Origin of the sequence: Streptomyces thermospinosisporus (assembly GCF_039526425.1) — a bacterium.
Lineage (GTDB): Bacteria > Actinomycetota > Actinomycetes > Streptomycetales > Streptomycetaceae > Streptomyces > Streptomyces thermocarboxydovorans.
In genome coordinates this window covers 22,917-43,363 of record NZ_BAAAIZ010000024.1, presented here as the reverse complement: position 1 = coordinate 43,363, position 20,447 = coordinate 22,917, and the positions used below count along the sequence as shown (strand labels likewise).

The 20,447-nt window shown below is 70.3% G+C and carries 16 protein-coding genes; 15 read left to right on the top strand and 1 reads right to left on the bottom strand.

Going from position 1 to position 20,447, the window contains the following annotated elements:
• The 6 genes from ABD207_RS10280 to ABD207_RS10255 all read left to right on the top strand — a co-directional run.
• Nucleotides 1–531 (top strand): class I adenylate-forming enzyme family protein (locus tag ABD207_RS10280; protein ID WP_344011816.1); only part of this gene is annotated, 531 nt, incomplete at its 5' end.
• Complete coding sequence (locus ABD207_RS10275; protein WP_344011815.1) at nt 528–1,292, top strand: class I SAM-dependent methyltransferase; 765 nt, start codon at nt 528–530, stop codon at nt 1,290–1,292. The genes ABD207_RS10280 and ABD207_RS10275, both read left to right, overlap by 4 nt.
• A 10-nt stretch (nt 1,293–1,302) precedes the next feature.
• Complete coding sequence (locus ABD207_RS10270; RefSeq protein ID WP_344011814.1) at nt 1,303–2,874, top strand: class I adenylate-forming enzyme family protein; 1,572 nt, start codon at nt 1,303–1,305, stop codon at nt 2,872–2,874.
• Entirely contained in the window at nt 2,871–3,809 is a 939-nt protein-coding gene (locus tag ABD207_RS10265) for a UbiA family prenyltransferase (RefSeq protein WP_344011813.1), read from the top strand. Before ABD207_RS10270 ends, ABD207_RS10265 begins: the two co-directional genes overlap by 4 nt.
• A 37-nt stretch (nt 3,810–3,846) precedes the next feature.
• Nucleotides 3,847–5,211 (top strand): cytochrome P450, encoded by a 1,365-nt coding sequence (locus tag ABD207_RS10260; RefSeq protein ID WP_344011811.1) that lies wholly within the window; start codon nt 3,847–3,849, stop codon nt 5,209–5,211.
• A gap of 58 nt (nt 5,212–5,269) precedes the next feature.
• Nucleotides 5,270–7,426, top strand: coding sequence for an MMPL family transporter (locus ABD207_RS10255; RefSeq protein WP_344011810.1), 2,157 nt, complete (start codon nt 5,270–5,272; stop codon nt 7,424–7,426).
• 106 nt (nt 7,427–7,532) lie between these two features.
• On the opposite strand, the gene ABD207_RS32115 is transcribed toward ABD207_RS10255, so the two are convergent.
• Entirely contained in the window at nt 7,533–7,877 is a 345-nt protein-coding gene (locus ABD207_RS32115) for a response regulator transcription factor (RefSeq protein ID WP_425580670.1), read from the bottom strand.
• Between the two features lie 1,231 nt (nt 7,878–9,108).
• Between ABD207_RS32115 and ABD207_RS10245 the strand changes: the two genes are divergently transcribed.
• The 9 genes from ABD207_RS10245 (at nt 9,109) to ABD207_RS10205 (ending at nt 20,445) form a co-directional block, all read left to right on the top strand.
• Nucleotides 9,109–10,104: a polyprenyl synthetase family protein gene (locus ABD207_RS10245; RefSeq protein ID WP_344011808.1), complete on the top strand. Its 996-nt coding sequence runs from the start codon at nt 9,109–9,111 to the stop codon at nt 10,102–10,104.
• Nucleotides 10,105–10,673: 569 nt separating this feature from the next.
• Nucleotides 10,674–11,723: a ParB/RepB/Spo0J family partition protein gene (locus ABD207_RS10240; protein WP_344011806.1), complete on the top strand. Its 1,050-nt coding sequence runs from the start codon at nt 10,674–10,676 to the stop codon at nt 11,721–11,723.
• 181 nt (nt 11,724–11,904) lie between these two features.
• Complete coding sequence (locus tag ABD207_RS10235) at nt 11,905–13,293, top strand: TrpB-like pyridoxal phosphate-dependent enzyme (RefSeq protein WP_425580669.1); 1,389 nt, start codon at nt 11,905–11,907, stop codon at nt 13,291–13,293.
• A 253-nt stretch (nt 13,294–13,546) separates the two neighbouring features.
• Nucleotides 13,547–14,587, top strand: coding sequence for a BtrH N-terminal domain-containing protein (locus ABD207_RS10230; RefSeq protein WP_344011802.1), 1,041 nt, complete (start codon nt 13,547–13,549; stop codon nt 14,585–14,587).
• A gap of 11 nt (nt 14,588–14,598) precedes the next feature.
• The gene (locus ABD207_RS10225) at nt 14,599–16,656 is read left to right on the top strand and encodes a molybdopterin-containing oxidoreductase family protein (protein ID WP_344011801.1); all 2,058 of its coding nucleotides are present in this window, start codon (nt 14,599–14,601) and stop codon (nt 16,654–16,656) included.
• On the top strand, nt 16,649–17,338 hold the full coding sequence (locus ABD207_RS10220; RefSeq protein ID WP_344011799.1) for a class I SAM-dependent methyltransferase: 690 nt from the start codon (nt 16,649–16,651) through the stop codon (nt 17,336–17,338). Before ABD207_RS10225 ends, ABD207_RS10220 begins: the two co-directional genes overlap by 8 nt.
• Nucleotides 17,335–18,012, top strand: a complete 678-nt coding sequence (locus tag ABD207_RS10215; protein WP_344011797.1) for a hypothetical protein — start codon at nt 17,335–17,337, stop codon at nt 18,010–18,012. The genes ABD207_RS10220 and ABD207_RS10215 overlap by 4 nt, the downstream gene beginning before the upstream one ends.
• Entirely contained in the window at nt 17,999–18,985 is a 987-nt protein-coding gene (locus tag ABD207_RS10210; RefSeq protein WP_344011795.1) for a BtrH N-terminal domain-containing protein, read from the top strand. The genes ABD207_RS10215 and ABD207_RS10210 overlap by 14 nt, the downstream gene beginning before the upstream one ends.
• Before the next feature lie 86 nt (nt 18,986–19,071).
• Nucleotides 19,072–20,445 carry a phenylacetate--CoA ligase family protein gene (locus tag ABD207_RS10205; protein WP_344011794.1) on the top strand — a complete coding sequence of 458 codons (1,374 nt, stop codon included), beginning with the start codon at nt 19,072–19,074 and terminating at the stop codon, nt 20,443–20,445.
• The last annotated feature ends 2 nt before the right edge of the window (nt 20,446–20,447 follow it).

Below are 20,447 nucleotides of genomic sequence, written 5' to 3'. Positions count from 1 at the left end.
GACGGGCCCGAGGGCACTCCGGCCGACGGACATGTGGAGATCGTCGCGCTCGACGGTTCGGGATCCGTGCCCCGCGGGGTGCTCGGCGAGATCGTCTACCGCGCCAAGGTCCCGGTGCGTTACTGGGGGCAGGAGAGCGTGGGGGACGACGGGTGGTACCACACCGGTGACCTCGGGATCATCGACGACGAGGGCCGGCTGCACGTCCGCGGCCGGATCAAGGAGCTCGTCAACCGGGGCGGTCTGAAGGTCTCGTGCGTCGAGGTCGAGACGGCCCTGGGAGCGCTGCCGGCCGTGGCCGACGCCGCGATCTTCCCCGTCCCCGACCAGGTGCTCGGTGAGGCGATCGGTGCCTGTGTGGTGCCGGCCGACCCTGACGCCCCGATCGGTCTGGACGGCTTGAAAGCCGCCCTGCGCACCTCGCTCGCGCGGCACAAGATGCCCGACCGGCTGTGGATCGTGGACGCCGTCCCGCGGACCAAGCTGGGCAAGATCGACCGTGCGGCGCTCTCCGCGACGTTGGCGTCATGACCGTGCGAACGGACCTCACGCCCGCGCTGCGCCGTGCGAGCGAACTGCTCGCCGTGCGGGGCATCGACCCGCTCGTCCGGGACGGCTACCTCGACACCCTCCGGCAACGCCCCGGCAGCGTCGCCGCAGCGGAGAGCACAGGGATCCAGGCGCTCTGGGCCACCAGGGCCGGCGCGGGCTTCTACCGGTTCGCCCAGGCGCTGGTGCGGGCGGTGCTGAAGGGGTCCCGGACTCCGACCGAGTGGCTGGTGCTGCCGTCCGGGGGCGTGATTCTCGACGTCGGGTCCGGGCTGGGGCACGTCACCCGTGCCCTGGCCGCCAGTGCCGGAGGGGGCGTCGTCGTCCTGGGCGTCGACATCTCCGCGCCGATGCTGGCCAGGGCGGCCGAAGCGGGCATGCACCCCCGGGTCGGATTCCTGCTGGCCGACGCGGCCCAACTGCCCTTCGACGACGCCTGTGTCGACGGTGTGGTCTCCACCGCCGTGCTGCAACTGGTCCCGGACCGTGCCGCCGCGCTGGCGGAGATGGTCCGCGTGCTGCGGCCGGGCGGCGTCCTCACGGTGATGATCCCCAGCACCAGGCACGGTCCGGCCAGGCTGCTCGCGGCGCTGCCGGGTGGCGGAGCCCACTACTTCGACGACGACGAACTCCCCCGCATGTTCGCGGCCCACGGACTCACCGACGTCCACGTCCGTCAGAAGGGCTCGTTCCAGTGGGTTCGCGGCACCAGGAGCCCGGTGCCTTCAAGAACAACGATGTGAGGGAGGGACCATGGCGCGCAATCTCCGTCTGCTCTTCGACGAGCTGATGGCAGTGCAGCGGGACGCGGAGCCCTGGATCGTCGACCACCAGCCGGTCGCGGTGGCGGCGGCGGACGACAGGATCGCCCCGAGCGACATCGCCGACGCGGCGGCACGGGCGGCGACGCTGTTCGAGTCCGAAGGCGTCGGTGCCGGTGACCGATGCGTGGTCTGGCTCGACTCCGTCGTGGACGTGCTGGTGGTGGTCTCCGGCCTGTCCGCGGTGGGCGCGGTCCCGGTCCTGATCAGCCCGGTCCTGGACGCCCTGACGGTCGGGCAGATGCTGGCACCGACCACGGGCGTCGACCGGGTGATCACCACGAGCGCCCGGGTCGCGCCGTACGCCTCCCTCGGGGACGGCCGGCGCGTGGACGACTGGGCGGTGCTGGCCGGGCGGATGGCGTCCATGCCCCCACGGACGGCCCCCGCCGTCGCTCTGCCCGATGCGGCCGCGTACGTGGTCACGCACACCTCGGGAACGACCGGTGTGCCCAAGCTCGTCGAGTACTCGAGGGCCGTGATCGACTATCACGGCCGTCTGCGTGCGCTGGGGCACCGCGTCTTCCGCATGAAGGGCTACTCCCTCTTCGCCCTGTCGCCCTCGCACGGCGCCACGGTGGTGGCCCTGCTGTTCTCGCTGCGGCGCAATTCCCCGCTGATCCTGCTGGCCGGCACCGATCCGGTGACCGTCAGCCGCATCGTGCGGACGTGGCGCCCGACGTTCCTGGAGACGGTTCCGAACACGTACATGCTGTGGGAGGACCTCGCCGATGCGGGCGTGTTCCGGTCGGTCAGATGGTTCTACGCCACGTTCGACGTGCTGCATCCGGCCACCGTGCAGCGCTTTCTGCGCGGCAGCGGCCGGCGGTTCGCCGTCTTCTTCGAGCTGTACGGCCAGTCGGAACTGGGCGCCATCTCGGCTCGTATGCACGTGAAGGGGCTCAGCGGCAGCCGCAGGCACAGTGATCTCGGCCGCAGGATGAAGGGCCATCCCGTGGGGCGGGGAGTGCCCGGTGTGACCCGGATCCGGATCGTCGACGCCGAGGGAGCCGAGGTGCCCGCGGGCACGCCGGGACGCATCCAGGTGCGCACCAAGGCGCTGTTCTCCACCTATCCGAACCGACCCGGGGCCGCGCGCGCCGGGCGCAGCGACGGCGGGTGGTGGGACACCGGTGACTGGGGTGAGAAGGACCGGCTCGGCCGGCTGACGCTCATCGACCGCCAGGTGGACCGTGTGAGCACGGTGCCGAGCTCGATCGCCGTGGAAGACCTGCTGCTGGAACGGATGCCGTGGCTGCTCGAGGTCGTCGTGCTCGAGCAGGACGGCCGGATCGTGCCGGTGGCGGCGACCCGGGAGGGCCTCTTCGACGAGAAGGCCTGGCGGGAAGCGGTCGCGGACCTGCCGGGATTCGGCTCCCCCGTGGTGGTCGATTTCGCGAGTCTGCCGAAGACGGCGACCGGGAAGATCCGCCGCTCGGTGCTCGCCGCCCGGATCGCCGATGTTCCCGGATCCCCGGAAAGCCCGAATCGAGTGGTGTCATGACCGTCTCCGCCGAAGCAGCGAACCCCGCCCCGCCGAAATGGGCCGCCTATGTGCAGCTGGGAAAGCTGCGTATCTACCACCGCCTGTACCACTGGATCGTTCTTCTCGCCCTGCTGCACGCCGATTCGGTGTCCCTGCACGGTGCGATACCCGCCCTGCTGCTGGTCCCGCTGCTGTTGCTGTCGATCCAGAGCTCGGCGTGCGCCATGGACGACATCATGGGCTTCCGGGACGGCTGTGACATCGCGAACTATGGCGCGGCCGACTATCCGACCATGGTCCGCAAGCCCCTGGTCGCGGGCCTGCTGACGATGCGGCAGGCCGCCGGGTTCGTGGTCGCGGTCGTCACGGTCGCCACTCTCGCCGTCGTCGCCAGCGCGCTGTCGCTGGGAATCGACGTCCTGCCGGCACTCGCGATCTGGGCCGTCGTGATCGGTGTCGCACTGCAGTACTCGGGCGGCCTGAAGTTCAGTTACGTTCCCGGCGGGCTGGAGCTGTTCATCTCCGGGCTGACCCTGGTCGTCACGGTCGTCCCGTACCTGATGATCGCGCACACCGTGACCAGCACCGTGGTCCTCGTCGGGCTGCTCACCGGCAGCTGGTTCCTGATGCCGGTCTCGTACGGCAACGTGGCCGACCGCGCCGGAGACGGGGCCGTGCACCGCCGGACGCTGGCCGTGGTGCTGAGACCACGCACGTTCCAGGTGCTCATCTGGCTCCTGTACGGCTACAGCATCGTCCTCACGGTGCTCCTGTTCACGGTCGGGGACCTGAACCCGCTGACCGCTCCGCTGCTGCTGCCGGTGGTCGTGATGCACGCCGTGCAGCACTACCAGGGGAATGTGCAGGGCCGGCTCCGCGAGGCCATGAAGTTCGGTTTCCGGTGCATCGACGTCGGGATGCTCGGCCTGACCGCGGCGATCCTCCTGTCGTGAGGGCACGCCCTGGCACAACCGGATGGAGATCGGCACTGTGACGGCAATCAATGAACGGCAGGCCTCGCGCAGCGCTCCCACGGCTCCCGGGAGCCTGCCGTTGCTCGGCCACGCGCTGCGCCTCGCACGGCGCCCGCACGAGTTCCTGTCGACACTGCCGGCGCTCGGGCCGGTGGTGCGGATCAGGATCGGCGGGTACACCGGGTACGTCGTGACCGAGCCCGCACTGATACGCAAGGCCTTCGTCACCCATTCCGATCAGGGCATCCTGGCCGAGCGCACCCGGGCGCTGACCGGCGACGGCGTGATCGTCCTGCAGGGGCAGCGGCATCGCCAGGAACGCCGTCTGATCGCACCGGCGTTCGCCCGAGCCCGCATCGCCCAGTACGCGTCGGTCATGGCACGGCAGGGGGCGGAGTGCGCGGGGTCGTGGCGGGACGGTCAGGAGCTCCTCCTCAACGAGGAGATGCACGAGCTGGCCGTGCGGACCATGGCGGCGACGCTGTTCCAGGGCACGCTCGGCGCCGAGGCCTCCCGGCACATTCACCGGTTGCTGCCGCCGGTGATGACGCTGCTGGTGCGCCGGGGCACCCGGCCCGCCTGGACGGACCGCCTGCCCCTGCCGTCCAATCGCCGGTTCGAGGTGATGCTGGCCGAGCTGAAGGCCGTGACGCGCGACATCGTCACGAGGCGACGGGCTCAGCTGGCCGCCGATCCCGGACACGATCCGGGCGATCTGCTGGGCGCCCTGCTGCGGGCCCGTGACGAGGAGTCGGGCGCCACGCTCACGGACACTCAGGTGCACGACGAACTGCTCAACTTCCTGGTCGCCGGAACCCAGGCCGCGGCAGCCACACTGGCCTGGATCTTCCACGAACTCAGTGCGAACCCGGACGTGGAGGCGGCGCTGCACGCCGAACTCGACGCGGTGCTCACCGGCGGACGGCCGGCCGAGTTCGCCGATCTGGAACGGCTCGATGTGACCAGGCGTGTGGTGTCGGAGTCCCTCCGGAAGTACTCGCCCTGGTTGACACTGCGTCAGATCACCGAGCCGACGCGACTCGGTGACATCGAGATCCCGGGCGGAGTGCTGCTCTTCGCCTGCCCGATCGCGGTGCACCGCGACCCGGCCTTCCACCCCGATCCGATGCGGTTCGACCCCGACCGCTGGCTGCCGCGGAACAGGGAGCGCATGGCACCCGACACCTACCTGCCCTTCGGCATGGGAGCGCGTCAGTGCCCGGGGAACGTCTTCGCGCTCACGCAGATCACGCTGCAGATCGCGACCATCGCCGCACGCTGGCGATTCCGGACGATTCCCGGCAGCAGGGTGAAGGAGGTCGCGATCGGCGCCTTCATCCAGCCGACGCGTATGCCGATGCGGGCCGAGGCCCGGCTCTGACCGCCGGAACGCCGTGACACCTGGCCGGCGCAGTCGGCAGGGATGCGAAAGAGGAGACATGATCAATCGTCTGGCGGGATTCGCCGTGCGCGCCCCGAAACGCGTACTGGCGCTGGTCCTCCTGGCCTTCGTCCTGTGCGGTGGGCTCGGATCGAAGGTTCCCGACCGGCTGCTGGCCGGCGGGTTCCAGGACCCTGGTGCGGAGTCCACCCGCGCCGCGAACGTACTTGCCGACGAATTCGGCCTGTCCGGCGCACAGTTCCTGCTCACGATCGAATCGGACGCGGGCACCGCGGATGCCCGGGTCGCGGAGCGGGCCGAGGACATCGTCGCCGCGATGCGTCAGGACTCGCGCGTGCGGACGGTCGTCTCCCCGTGGACCGAGCCGCAGGAGGGCGCGCACCTGATCAGCCGCGACGGCCGGGTCGGGCTCGTCGTCGCCACGCTGAAGGGCGACGACAATGCCGCGCAGAAGACCGCCAAGGCCCTGTCCGACCGTCACGCCGGTGAGGCCGGCGGGGTGACGGTCACCGCGGGCGGTCAGGCCATGGCGTTCTCGGAGATAGCCACGATCTCGGCGCGTGACCTCGCCGTGGCCGAGTCGGTCGCGATCGTGCTGACCCTCCTGCTGCTGGTCTGGTTCCTGCGCAGCTGGGTGGCGGCGGCGATCCCGCTGGTGGTGGGGGTCATCGCCATCGTCTGCACCACAGCGGTGCTGTATCTGCTGACGCTGATGACCGACCTGTCGGTGTTCGCGATGAACATCACGACCGGACTCGGCCTGGCCCTGGCCATCGACTACTCGCTGCTCGTCATCGGGCGGTACCGCGAGGAGATCGCCCGCGGCAGCGGGCAGCAGGAGGCCATCGTGATCGCGCTGCGGCGCGGTGGCCGGGCGGTCGTGTACTCCGGTCTGGTCGTCGGCATCGCGTTGATCGGAATGACCTTCTTCCCCCTCTACTTCCTGAAGTCGATCGGGTATGCCGGCGCGGCGGTGGTCGCTCTGTCGATCGTGCTCACGCTGACCGTGGTTCCCGCACTGCTGAGCCTTCTGGGCACCCGCATCAACCGCAAGCCGCTGCGTGAGACGGAGGAGGCCGAATCCTCGTGGCTCTACAAGGTGGCGGTGGCGGTGCAGCGCCGGCCGGTCGTGTCCGCCCTGCCCGTCCTCGCCGTGCTGTCGGTGTCCCTGGCACCCGTCCTCGGTCTGCGGCTCGGCCTCCCCGACGACCGGGTGCTTCCGGCCGGCGCGCAGTCCCACCGGGTGGGCGACACGATCCGGGACGGATTCGACGAGAATGTGGCAGGAACCGTCCGGATCGTGGTGCAGAAGGCCGACGACCCGGCCGAGGTCGAGTCCTACGCCACGGCCCTCTCACGCGTCGGCTCCGTGACCTCCGTCGTCGCTCCGGCTGCCACGTACAGCGACGGACAGCGGGTGGGTCCGGGCGCGCCGACGACGATGAAGAAGAGCGTGGCGTATCTGACGGTGCAGACCCCGCTGAACCCGTACTCCTCCGCCGCCGCACGGCAATTGGACGCGCTGCGGGCGGTCCCCGCTCCGGGCGATGTCCTGTTCGACGGCCTGGGCCCGCAGACCCGTGACACCTCCGCGAGCATCGTCCGCGGCATACCCAAGGCACTGGCCTGGATCGCTCTCACCACGTTCGTGCTGTTGCTGCTGCTCACCGGCAGCGTCGTCATGCCGCTGAAAGCCCTTGTTCTCAACGCCCTTTCGCTGACCGCGAGCTTCGGGGCGATGGTCTGGATCTTCCAGGACGGTCATCTCGGTGCTCTCGGCACGACGAGCACGGGCTACACCACCGCCACGGTGCCGGTGCTGCTGTTCTGCATCGCGTTCGGGCTCTCCATGGACTATGAGGTGTTCCTGCTCGCCCGGTTCAGCGAGGAGTGGGAGAAGTCCGGGCGCACCAGGGCGGACAACGACACCGCGGTGGCGGTCGGTCTGGCACGGTCCGGCCGGGTGGTGACGGCGGCCGCGGTGATGATGGCCGTGGTGTTCGCCGGTATGGCCACCAGCGGCGTCTCCCTGATGCGGATGCTGGGTCTCGGACTCACGCTGGCCGTTCTTGTGGACGCGACGCTGGTCCGGGTCGTTCTCGTGCCGGCGTTCATGCGCATCGCGGGAACCTGGAACTGGTGGTCCCCGCGTCCGGCGCGCGCGGTGCTGGAGCGGGTCCGTCTGCGGGAGTGATGCCGCCGGGCCGTGCGGCGGGCCGCGGCGGCGCCCGAGGATGCCTCGTGTGAGGGCGTCGCCGCGGCGGGTGCGTCCGCGCGTGACCGTTCGGCGGACGAGCCGGTCAGTTGAGAAGACCCGAACGTGCGGCGACCATTCCCGCTTCGAATCTGGTACTGACGCCGAGTCGCCGCATGAGCGTCGCGGTGGTCCTCCGAAGCGTCCTGGGCGAGATCTGCAGTTCTCGCGCAATGGCGGTATCGGGCCGGCCACTGGCCCACAGACGCAGCACCGTCAGCTGGTCGGGCGCCAGTTCGGGCGGGCGCGGCCGGCTCGCCTCGGCCTCCGGGTGCCCGGTGCCACAGATCTCCAGCGCCGGTTGCGTGGCGGCATCGCTGGCGGCGTCCCAGCAGAACTCGAAGACCCGGCGCAGGCACCCGACGAGAGGTGAATTCGTGACCAGCAGCATCCTTTCCGACGCCCCGTCCACGTCCGTCGAGACGAACGATAAGGTGTCATCGACCACGGTGGCCTGGAAAGGGATCAGGGGCGATGTGCGTACGTGGCAGCCCAGCGATGTGAGCTGCCGGAAGTACGAACGGGAGCGCAGGCTGGTGTGCAGCTGCTGCTGAATACATCGGACGGTCATCCCGCGTTCTCTTGCGGACTGGAAACGCTCCAGCTCCCGGTTCATCTCGTCCGGAGAACCGAACGCGGGCCGCAGCAGCATGATTTCCTCTGCGGGCAGCTCGACGATGCTGTCCTGGATCTCCGCTATCCGATCGGCGTCCTTCACGATCTCCAGGTCCGACGCCTGGTGCAATGGAGGCCACATGCACGACGCCAGTGCGGAGACCTGCTTGTGCAGTGACCGGGTGTATTCCGAGCACGATGCTATAGACTGTTCCTGCAGTTCGATCAGCTGGAGCAGTTGTTTCACCGGCTCATCGACATCGGTCGTTGCACGCAATTTTCGCTGTGTGCTGATCATATCCCCCGTGCCTTGACCTGAAATGCGGTTCAAAACCAGTCTGATGGCTTCAGCTGCGGTGACGATGCGTCAAGCTGCGGACGGCGGTGATGGCCGGGCTGCCGGGTGTGAGCCGTGCATGCGAGCGGGACTTCACCCCTGCTGTGCCGTCTCATGTCCGCCCTCCGCCGGAGCTACTGTGCGGTAGCCGCCCTGCGTCACAACATGTCACACCGTCAGCCCGGCTGTACACGCGGTTATCCCGTGATCTCGACCACGGTTGGTTTGCGGCGCACCGACCCGCTTGGTCCTGCTCATTCTTGTCTGCCGTCTTCTGCCCAGCCGTGCCCCGAGGGTGCACCGGCCCGCCTGCAGCAGTCCGGCCGAGCCCGATCCGCTGAAGAGTTCCGGAACTCCGGCCGTTTTCTGACCGCTTGCGGCCATGGCCTGAACCGGCGTCATCCGCCGCGCAGCCGACAGCTGCCGATCTTGTATCCGTCAAACGCAGGCTGCTACGGTCCTCAATGTCTTCACCCGGCTGCCGGAACGCACGCGGGCGACCACTCCGGTGAATTCGCCGCTGCCGACCTGGCATTGCGCCGGAGTTCGGGGCGCACAACAAGGCGGTCTTTTTCGTTCACCAGCTGCCGAAGGCACGCCCTCACACCCGAGCAGGGATGAGAGAAGTAACGTGAGAAGTGTTTCTGCGCAACGCGGCGCACTGGACGTGATGGCCGAGGCGCGCGAGCTGATCTCTCCCCTGCATCGCGCCACGATAGCCGCGCTGCCGGAAGAGATCAGTCATATAGCGGGCTACCACATCGGGTGGTGGGACGCGAACGGCCGGCCGTGTGGGCGGACCGGGAAGCACATCAGGCCGGCCCTCGCCCTGGCCAGCGCTCGCGCGATGGGCGGAGACGCCGCGGTGAAGTCCGCGATCCCGGTCGCCGTGGCGGTCGAGTTGGTCCATGACTTCTCCCTCCTCCATGACGACGTGATGGACAAGGGCACGGTCCGCCGTCACCGGCCTACGGCATGGTCCTTGTTCGGGACCTCCAAGGCCGTACTGGCAGGCGATCTGCTCCTCGCCGAGGCGTACCGGTTGCTCGCGTCCTCGGACCTCGACGATCCGGGGCGCCTGACGAAGATCCTTGCGCAGGCCGTCCACGACCTCTGCGTCGGGCAGGCACTGGACCTCGCGTTCGAGAACCGCCACGAGGTGACGCTTGCCGAGACCAGGTCCATGGTGTCGGGCAAGACCTGTGCACTGATCGCCGGCGCTTGTGAACTCGGTGCGCTCACAGCGGGAGCGGACGCCGGGGCGGCGGCCGCGGTACGCGCCTTCGGTGATCATCTCGGCATGCTGTTCCAGCTCGTCGATGACATGCTCGGCGTGTGGGGGGACCCTCGTGTGACCGGGAAGCCCGTCGGCGCGGACGTGGCATCGCGAAAGAAGAGCCTCCCCGTTGTCGCCGCGCTGGAGGCGGGAACCGAGGCGTCGCGCAGCCTGTCCGCCCTGTACCGCAGTGCCCGCCCGCTCACCGGCGAAGACGTGGCCAAGGCGACGCAGTGGGTCGAGGAGGCCGGCGGAAGGGCATGGGCCGACGCGGAGGCCACCCGGCTGCGTCAGGCGGCCCAGGACTGTCTCGAGCAGGTCGGCGCTGATGCCGGGGCCTTCAACGACCTGCTGTCCCTGATGCGCTTCCTCGTGGAACGAAACGCGTGACCTGTCCGCGCCGCAGGCGTTCCGGCCCCGCGCCGGAGCACGCGCCCCGGTGCGGGGGCGGCTCCCTCATTCTTTTCAGGTTCATTTTTTGAATTTTCAATCGATCGTCGACCGGGCCGACTCGGGGAAATTGGCCGAAAGGCATTCTTGCGCCCGCGCATCCTATTCCGCGTCCCCGGGCCGTGCAATGGGGCTGGGGCGGCCTCCCGGAAGTCGATCGTCCTAGCGGAATCTCCGACTCCCTTTCCAATTCCGTTCCCGCACCTTGATCAATGATCAATAGGTGATCCCTTTCCCGGACGGAGTACTGGACACAAACCTTGCGCCGGCCCCATCCTCCTGGCAGGGTGCCAGAGTCGTCGGTTCTCGGCATTGGGTCATGGGGGAGACACGATGTTCCACAGCTTTGCGACCACCCGGGACAGCTCTCCCTTTCCTCGGACTGCGGTTCGCCGCCCTGCCTGACTCGTCCGTGTCCGGATGCGTCACGACCCTGGTAGGTCCGCCGGAAGTCTGAAGGGGAGGAAGGAAACACGATGGGCCACGCCCCGGTTTCCGCGGGGAAACCGTTGCAACACCAATTCCGCTGTCCTGATTCGTACCTGGGCGGGCTCCTGTCGGAAGTCACCCGGGTACCGATCCGCAGCATCCTGGTCGCGGGCTCGCCTCGTACGGGCGGAGAGGATCCGCGGCACATCAATGCGCTCGCCGAGGTCTGCTCCGACCTGCCGCCGATCGTCGTCCACCGGAAGTCGATGACCGTCATCGACGGCGTGCACCGGCTCAGGGCCGTGCAGCGCAGCGGTGCCACCCATATCAGCGCCGTCCTTTTCAACGGGGACGAACGAGAGGCCTTCGTCCTCGCCGTCAAGCTGAACAGCAGTCACGGCCTGCCGCTCACCCTGGCCGACCGCAAGGCCGCGGCGCTGCAGATGCTGGCCGACTTCCCGGAGTGGTCCAACCGGCGCCTGGCCGGGATCGTCGGGCTGTCGGACAAGACCGTCGCGGCGCTCCGCAGGCGGTCGGCTGCGGAACTTCCGCACCCGGCCACCGTCCGCGTCGGCCGGGACGGAGTGGCCTATCCGCTCATGGCGGGGGAGGCGCGCAGGCGCGCGATGATGTACCTCGCCGAGCATCCGGACGCCTCCGCGCGCGAGGTGGCGCGCGCCGCGGGGATCTCGCTGACCACGGCGAAGGACGCGCGCCGGAGGGTGCGCGCAGGTCAGCAGGAGGCGACGAGTGCGGCGGCCCGGGGCGGGGAGGCGAAGCCGGCGGGCGATGCCGCCGGCCGGGGCGCGGTCGCGCGCGGCGGTGGTGCCGGCGTGCCGGCGGCGGCCGTCCGGCGTTCCCGGGTGCAGCCCGTGTGCCCGGACCTGCAGCTGGCCATCCGGCGGCTGCGGGCCGATCCCTCCCTCCGGTTCACCGAGGTGGGCCGCAGGCTGCTGCGGACCCTGGACGCCTCGGCCACCCAGCCGCACGACTGGGCGGCGATGGCCGGCAGCCTGCCGATCCACTGCGCGCCGGTGATCGCGGAACTGGCGCGGCATCAGGCGGTCAGCTGGCAGCTGCTGGCCGAATCATTGACGGAACGTCTGCATTCCAGGGAAGCTGACGCCTAGCTGTACGGCCCTTTCGGACGCCGGTTGCCGAGGCTGATTTCCTTCGGTCCGGCGGCGTCGGCCGGCCGCGCTCATTGTTGTCGTCTCGTTGATTCTTGGCGTTTCCTGTTCCGGTTTCCGTACGGAAACGGAACAACGGCTCCCGTAATAGGTCCGAGAGAAATCACGGCCGTCGGCCGGAATGTTGTGTCGTGTTCGAGTGCGCTCGTACGATGACTTCCCACTTTCGAAGCGGGGGAACGTGATATCCACGACTCGTAGTGATTCCGCGTTACCGGAGATGCCGGAGCAGTGGTACAACTTCCTGCCTGATCTTCCGGGGCCCATGCCCGAGGTGCGGGACTCCGGGAGCCCCAGTGCTGCGGAGATCGCCGAGACGATCCGGCCGCGGATTCTGATCGAGCAGAATGGTACGGACCAGAAATGGATCCCGATACCCGAGCCCGTCTTGGAAGGGCTGCGCCAGTGCGGCCGGCCCACTCCGCTGCACCGGGCGCACCGGCTGGAGCAGCACCTCGGCACCCGCGCGAGGATCTATCTCAAGCGCGAGGACGTGCTGCCCACCGGCAGCTTCAAGCTCAACACCGCCATCGCCCAGGCCCATTACGCGGCCGAGGAGGGGCGGACCACCCTGGTCACCGAGACCGGTGCGGGGCAGTGGGGGATGAGCGTCGCCCTCGCGGCGAGGATGTCCGGACTGCGGGCCGAGATCTTCATGGTGAGGTGCTCGCTGGAGCAGAAGCCCTACCGGCGGCACTACATGGAGCTGCTGGGCGCCGAGGTCGAGCCCTCGCCGTCGCCCCGGACCGCGATCGGGCGGAAGATCCTCCAGGACAAGCCCGACCACCCCGGCAGCCTCGGCACCGCGATCAGCGACGCGATCGAGCATGCCCTGGGTCTGCCCGGCGCCGCGTATCTCGCCGGCAGCGGCATGCCGCACGTCTGCCTCCACCAGACCCTGCTCGGCCTGGAGGTGGCGGCGCAGCTCGCGGAGTACGGCGAGGAGCTGGGCGTTCAGGGCCGCGGCGATCACCTCATCGCCTGCTCGGGCGGCGGCAGCAACCTCTGCGGGCTCGTCGGCCCCCACCTCAGGGCCAGGGCGGACGGGGCGGACCTGCGCTTCCTCGCCGCGGAGTCCACCGCGGCACCCCGGCTCACCCGGGGGGTCTACGCCTACGGCCGCACCGACCTGGGCGGATTCACACCCGAGGTGCTCGGCTACACCATGGGTGAGGACTTCATCCCGCCGCCCAACCATGTGGGCGGCCTGCGCAACCACCACAGCTCCGCCCTGGTCAGCCTGCTGCGGCACGAGGGCGTCCTGGACGCCGTCGCCTTCGACCAGCGCACGGCCCTGGAGGCCGGCCGCCTCCTGCTGCGGACCGAGGGTCTGCTGCTCGCCCCGGAGGCGAGTCACGCGGTGGCGGCGGCCCTGGACGTGGCGGCCGAGGCCCGCACGGACCAGCGGGAACCGGTGATCGTCGTGCTGGCCAGCGGCGCCGGCTTCCTCGACCTGCAGGGCTATCACGAGGTCCTGGCCGATCCGCACGAGGCCCTGGTCGATCCGTAGGTGCAGGGCGCGCCGGCCGGGTCACGGGCACCGCCCGTGCCTCGCCCGCCGGCCCGGTCCGGGCCCTTGCCTCGCCCGCCGGCCAGCCGCCCGCCCGTCACCGTGGCCCCGGCGGACCCGCATCGCCTCGGCACCGACCCGCCCCGGCACAGACGACCGGCCCAGGCCACCGCCCCAGCCCACACAGAACGCCCCCACCCCTCACCACCCGCCCCCGTCACGGCAGTTCCGCACCGCGCGATTGGGAAGCCCTATGCGCTTGGCGACATTCCAGCCCCGGCCCGGCGTCCACTGTGAGACGTCCACCCTCCGGAACATGCTGCACCACGCCGGTGCCGACATCTCCGAGCCCATGCTGTTCGGCCTGGGCCGGGGGATCGACGTGCAGTACTGGGACGGCCCGGAGCCCGGCCGCTCCGCGCCCATGCTCACCGGCCGGATCGGGCCGGCCGAGCTGTCCCGCAACGCCTGTGCCGCGCTCGGCGTGGAGCTGCGCGAGTCGCGGGCCCCGGACGGGGAGGCGGCGCGGGCCGAGGCGGTGAAGCTGCTTCAGGCCGGCCATGTCCTGGGGGTGTCCGTCGACATCTTCCACCTCGACTACTTCTCCTCCCGCAGCCACTTCGCCTCCCACTACCTCGCGGTGTACGGGCTGGACGGCTCGCTCGCCCATGTCGTCGACACCGAGCAGCAGGGCGGGGCGCAGACCCTGCCCGAGGAGTCGCTGCGCCGGGCCCGCGACTCCGACGAGGGGTTCCTGCCGTCGCCGAACTGGCAGATGTATGTGGAGCGGCTCCCGGACCGGCTGCTCGCGGACACCGACGCGGTGCTTCGGGAGCAGATCTGGCCGGCCGTCCGGGACGCCGCCGGCCGGATGGCCGGCGACCACGGGCCGCGGCGCGGTCTCGGTGCCCTGCGCACGGTGGCCGCCGAGGTCGCCGGATGGGGCGAGTCCCTGGCCGACGCGGAGGAGTCGGTGCCGGGGGTGGGCCGCTTCTGGCGCTTCGCGGGCACCGGGGGTGCCAACTTCCGCAAGCTGTACCGCGACTTCCTGCACGAGGCCCGGCAGCGCACCGGTGACGCGGTGCTCGATCCGCTCGTCGAGGGCTTCGGCGAGGTGCGGCGCCGGTGGGACGAGGCGACGGACCTGCTGATGGGCTACCGCGGGAACGACGACCGGGGGCGGCGCACCCTCAGGACCGTCGCGGGGCTGCTGGCGGAGACCGCCGAGGCCGAACAGGCCCTGTACGAGCGGCTGTTCGCGGTGGCCGCCGAACGGGCGGGTGAGGCGGAGTGACGATCACCCGGATGAAGTCCGTCTGCCGGATGTGCCACGGCGGCTGCGGCGCCGTGATCGAGCTCGTGGACGGCGTCCCCACCGGCATCCACGGCGACCCGGACAACCCCACCAGCGAGGGCTACTTCTGCATCAAGGGCAAGGCCTCGCTCGACCTGCTGCACAGCCCCGACCGGCTCACCACGCCGCTGGTGCGCACCGGGCGGCGCGGCTCGGGCAGCTTCGAGCCGATCGGCTGGGACGAGGCCCTGGACCGGATCTGCGACCGGCTGGCCGGGACCATCGCCCGGCACGGGCCGGAGTCGGTGGCACTCGGCCAGGGCACCGACCGCAACTACCAGGAGTGGGTGTTCCGGCTCGCCAACGCGCTGGGCACGCCCAATGTGGTCGGGCCGGCGCATGTGTGCTTCTACCCGCGGGTCATGGCCTCGGTCATGACCTACGGCGCCTTCACCTTCTGCGACTACGAGGGCGACCCCGAGGTGGTGCTGCTGTGGGGCAGCAACAAGCCGAACACCCACTCCGACGGTGTGATCGGGGTGAAGCTGCTGCGGGCCGTGGAACGCGGCAGCCGCGTGATCACCGTCGATCCGCGGCGGACGCGGATCGCCGCCCGCTCCGGACTCCACCTCCCGATCCGGCCGGGCACCGACTGCGCGCTGGCGCTCGGCATGATCAAACTCGTCGTCGACGAGGGCTGGTACGACCGGGACTTCGTCGCCGAGTACACGACGGGGTTCGGCGAACTCGCCGAGCACGTACGGGAGTACGACCTCGAGCGGGTCGCGCGGATCACGGGTCTTGAGCCGGAGCTGATCCGTCGGGCGACCCGCGCCTACGCCACTGCCTCCCGGGCGTGCATCGAGGCCGGCACCGGGCTGTCGCAGAACGAGAACTCCTTCGACACCCACCGCGCCATCGCCCTGCTGTCCGCACTCTGCGGCAACCTCGACGCCCCGGGCGGCGACGTGATCTGGGAGCCCATGCCGATCGAGGGCCGGCGGGCCTTCCCCCGCTCGGACCTGCTGCCGGAGGAGCAGGCGAGGAAGCGGATCGGCGGCGACCGGCACCGGATCCTGTCGATGTCCGGCTGGGTCGCGCCGGGCGACCTGCACCGGGCCGTCGTCACCGGGTCGCCGTACCCGGTCACCTCCCTGCTGCTCTTCGGCAGCAACATCCTGGCCTCGCACGAGAACACCGATCTGGTGCGCAGGTCGCTGGAGAAGCTGGACCTGGTCGTGGTCTGCGACATGTTCCTGACGCCGACGGCCCGGTACGCCGATGTGGTGCTGCCCGTCTCCAGCTGGCTCGAGCGGGACCAGATCGTCGAGTTCAACTCCTACATCGCGGCCCGGCGGAAGGTCGCCACCGTCGCCGGCTGCCGTTCGGACGAGGAGATCATTCTCGCGCTCGCCGAACGGCTCGGCCTCGCCCGGCACTTCTTCCCCTCGGTGCGCGCCGCCCTCGACGCCAAGCTGTCCGGCATCGGGCTGACCTGGGAGCAGTTCACCGAGATCGGCTACATCCGCAACGAGAAGCGGTACCGCAAGTACCGCGACGGCGGCTTCAACACCAGGTCCGGACGGGTCAATCTGCGCCACGACGGGCTGCGGGCCATGGGCTACGAGCCGTTCCCGGTCCACCGCCGGCCGCCGGAGCCGGACCCGGAGCTGCCGTACCTGATGACCAGCGCGCATCCGCGCCAGTTCTACAACACCGAGTTCCACCAGTTGCCGGCCACCTCGCGCAGCCAGTCGGCGGCACGGGTGACCGTCCACCCGGACACCGCCAGGCGCGAGGGCCTCACGGACGGCGACGAGGTGGCCCTGTTCTCGCGGGCCGGTGCGCGCGAGGTGCGCATGACGGTCCGGATCTCCGACTCCGTCACGCCGGACGTCGTGCTGGCGGACGCCGGCTGGTGGTATCCGGGCGAGTCCTCGGTCGACGAGTCGCTCAGATCCTCGGTCAATCACCTGACCAGCAACGACCGTTCCGACGTGCAGATGGGGAGCGCCACGATGAGAGGTCTGGCAGTGGGCATCCGGCGACTGGGACCCGGCCGTGGCTAGCGCCCGCGGCACCGTCGCCCCCCGGGTGCCGGAGACCGACGAGGGCCTGCAGGGCGACGAACTGGCCCTCAAGTACGACGAGATGCAGCGCCACATCCGGGACAACGGCTGGCTGCAGGAGAAGATCGACGACATCCTCGCCGCCGGCATCGACTCCGGTCAGGTGCTGGAACTCGGCTGCGGCCCCGGCTACCTGGGCCTGGAGTGGCTCCGGCAGGCCCCCGGCACCGCCCGGCTCACCGGCCTCGACATCTCACCGGCGATGCTGCGGCGGGCCGGCGCCAACGCGGCCGAGTACGGCCTGCGGGACCGGTGCGTCTACGAATGCGGCACCGTGCTGCAACTCCCGTTCGAGGACGGCCGTTTTGACCACGTCATCAGCGCCTCCTCGCTGCACGAATGGGCGGAGCCGGTGACCGCCCTGAAGGAGATGCACCGCGTGCTCCGGCCCGGCGGCCGGTACTGCGTCTCCGACCTGCGCCGGGACATCGACCGGACGACCTTCCAGTTCATGAAGGCCAACATCGCCGCCGACATGCGCCCCGGCTTCCGCACCTCGATCCGCTCCTCGTACCTCACCAGCGAGGTCGAGGAGCTGCTGAAGGGCACCGCGCTCGAGTCGGCCGTCGTGACGCAAGTGCAGATGGGGCTCGTCATCACGGGCAGGAAGGAAGGGCCATGAATCCACTCGGGCAGAGCTCTCCGGCCATCACCGCCACCTACGAGGGCCGCTTCCCCGCACGCCCCGGCTTCCCCGGGGCCTGGGAGGAGCTCCTGCAGACGTCGGCCGCCTGGCAGGAACTCGACTGCGCCAAGTACCTCTCCGCCTGGTGCGGCCATGCCCCGGACCATGTCGTCGACCGGCTCGCCGGCGTCAACCACATCGGCGTCTACCTGGGCGACTACGCAGGCGACGAAGAGGTCTTCGACTGGCACGCCCACCTCGACGAGCTCAAGACCTCCGGCCCGGTCACCTCCGTGGAGATGGGCCCCTCCTACATCTCGCCCCGCCAGTACGGCACCCCCGGCTGGTGGAACTCCGTCACCCTCGCCGACGGTCGGGTCATCGAGATGTTCGCCTGCCGCCGCTTCGGCCCCTGGGCGGACCGGCCCGCCGAGGAGAAGGGCCGGCTGATGTCGCACGTCGCCATCGCCGTCCGCACCGGCGACGACGTCCGCCACGTCCTGGACGTCCTCGAGAGCGAGGCCGGCCACCTGGAGACCATCGCCTACACCGAGGCCGACGAGGCCGGCCACACCTACGGGCATCTGCGCAACAACGACAGCGGCACCGTGCTGGAGATCGTCTACGAGGAGCCGCGCGACGGAACGGGGCACGCCGATGGCCGTCATTGACATCTCCCCGTACTCCGGGGACCACTGCGAGTCCACCGCCCTGCTCAACATGCTCCGCAACCACGAGATCGAGCTGAGCGAACCGCTGCTGTTCGGCCTGGGGCGCGGGCTGTCCTTCCTGTACTGGCACTCCAAGCAGATGCCGGCGCCGTTCCTCGCCGGCCGGGTCAAACCCGACCATCTGATGCGCAACGCGGCCGACGCGCTCGCCCTCGGACTGCGCACCCAGGAGACCGCCTCGCGGGCCAGGGCCGAGGCCACCCTGCTGCAGGCGCTCGACGAGGGCGACGTGGTGGGGCTCAAACTCGACCGCCACCACCTCGACTACGCGCAGGAGGACCACCACTTCGCCGCGCACTACGTCGCCTGCATCGGCTACGAGGACGACCGGTTCGTCGTCGTGGAGACCCGGGCGCTGGGCGTGCAGTCGACCTCGCGGGAGAGCATGGCGCGCGCCCGCGCCGCCCGGGGGCCGATGTCCTCCCGCAACCTGTCGGTGCGGATCGACCCGCACGGCTACGACCCGTCCCGGCTGGCCAAGGCCTGCCAGACCTCGGTCCTGGCCACCGCGCAGGAGTTCCTGAACCCGCCCATCACCAACATGGGCTTCAAGGGCATCGCCAAGGCCGCCGCGCTGATGCGCACCTGGCCCGACCGGCTCGGCAACACCGGCGAGGCCATGCGCATCGTCGGCGCCAGCATGGAGGAGGGCGGCACCGGCGGCGGGCTGTTCCGGACGCTGTGGGCGCGGTTCCTGGAGGAGGCCCACGAGCTGACCGGCATCGAGGCCTACGACGCGATCTCCGTCGAGTACCGCCGCATCTCCGACCGCTGGACCGAGGTGGCGAACCTGCTGCGGGACGCCGGCGAGGACGGCGCCCGCCAGGCCCTTCAGCAGGCGGCCGTGATCGTCGACTCGCTCGCCGGCGAGGAGCGCGCGGCCATGGCGCGACTGGAGGAGGTGTCCCGATGACCAGTGACCACCCCAGGCCGTCACCCCGGCTCTCACCGGCATCTAACCACGAGCCTCTCAGGGCCCGCAGAGAGGAGGGTCCACCAGTGACCACCCTCGCCCGCTCGGCCGGCCCCGGCCTGCGCACCCGGCTGCACGACACCCTCGCCGCCCGCCTCGACATCGCCCGCAAGGTCGCCGCGGTCACCTCCCTGGACCGGCAGGGGCTCGACGCCTGGACCGCCCAGGCGCTCGCCGGGACCGTGGCCCACGCCTGCCGCAACTCCCCGTTCTACGCACACCATGTGCCGGCCGGGGTCGTACGGGCCGTGGCGCAGGGCCGCGAGCAGGCCTTCGAGGACATTCCCTTCACCACGCGCGAGCACCTGGCGGCGGCCTATCCGCTCGGCATGCTCGCCGTGCCCCGGCGCGAGGTCATCCGCTTCGACGAGAGCTCCGGCACCGGCAACGGGCGCTCCATCGCCGCGTTCTTCACCATGGCCGACTGGCTGGAGAACAACCTCACCGTCGCCCGGCTGCTCTCCTGTGTGCTGGACGAGCGGGACGTCGCCGCCATCGCCGTCCCCTACGAACTGGCCGGTGTCGGCCAGGACCTCGACCGGGCCATCGAGATCCTCGGCTGCGCCATCGTGCCGCTCGGCGCCGCCTCGCCGTCGTGCACCCCGGAGCGGATGACCGACGCCCTGCTGCGCGCGGGCGCCACCACCCTGGTCTGCTCCGGCACCCGCGCCCTGTACCTCGGCGAGATCGCCCGCCGCCGCGGTATCGACCCGCGCCGCGACCTCGCCGTCTCCAAGATCCTCATGGCGGGGGAGGGAGCCTCGCCCGCCAAGAAGCGGCGGCTGGCCGACCAGTGGGACGCCACCGCCTACTCGATGTTCGGCATGACCGAGACCAATACGCTGGCCATGTTCTGCCCCGAGCGTGCCCTGCACCTGGTCGAGACCCGCACGTTCTTCGAGGTGGTGGACCCGGCCAGCGGCGAACGGCTGCCCGACGGCCAGGTCGGCGAACTGGCCGTGACCACCCTGGCCTCCCGCGCCATGCCGCTGCTGCGCTACCGCACCGGGGACGTCTGCCGGATCGACGCCACGCCGTGCGTTTGCGGCTCCCCGCTGCGCCGGCTGCAGCACCGCGGCCGGATCGGCGACCGCATCCCCCTCGGCGAACGCTGGACCTCCCAGCTGGAGATCGAGGACATCGTGCTGGGCGCTCTGACCCGGCCGCCCTACTACTTCGCCTTCGACATCGACGGGGACGCCCTGCTCGTCGCGCTGCCCCCGTCGAGCGCCGACACCGCGACGCGGGACTCGATCGCGGCCGGTGTCCGTGACCGGCTCGGCGCGGACACCCGCTTCCGCCTCCTGGACACCGACCGCTTCGAGACCGCGCTGCGCACCTCGGCCAAACCGACCATGCGCACCTTCAGTGCCTACGGGGGAGGGGGTGACCGGCGGTGAGG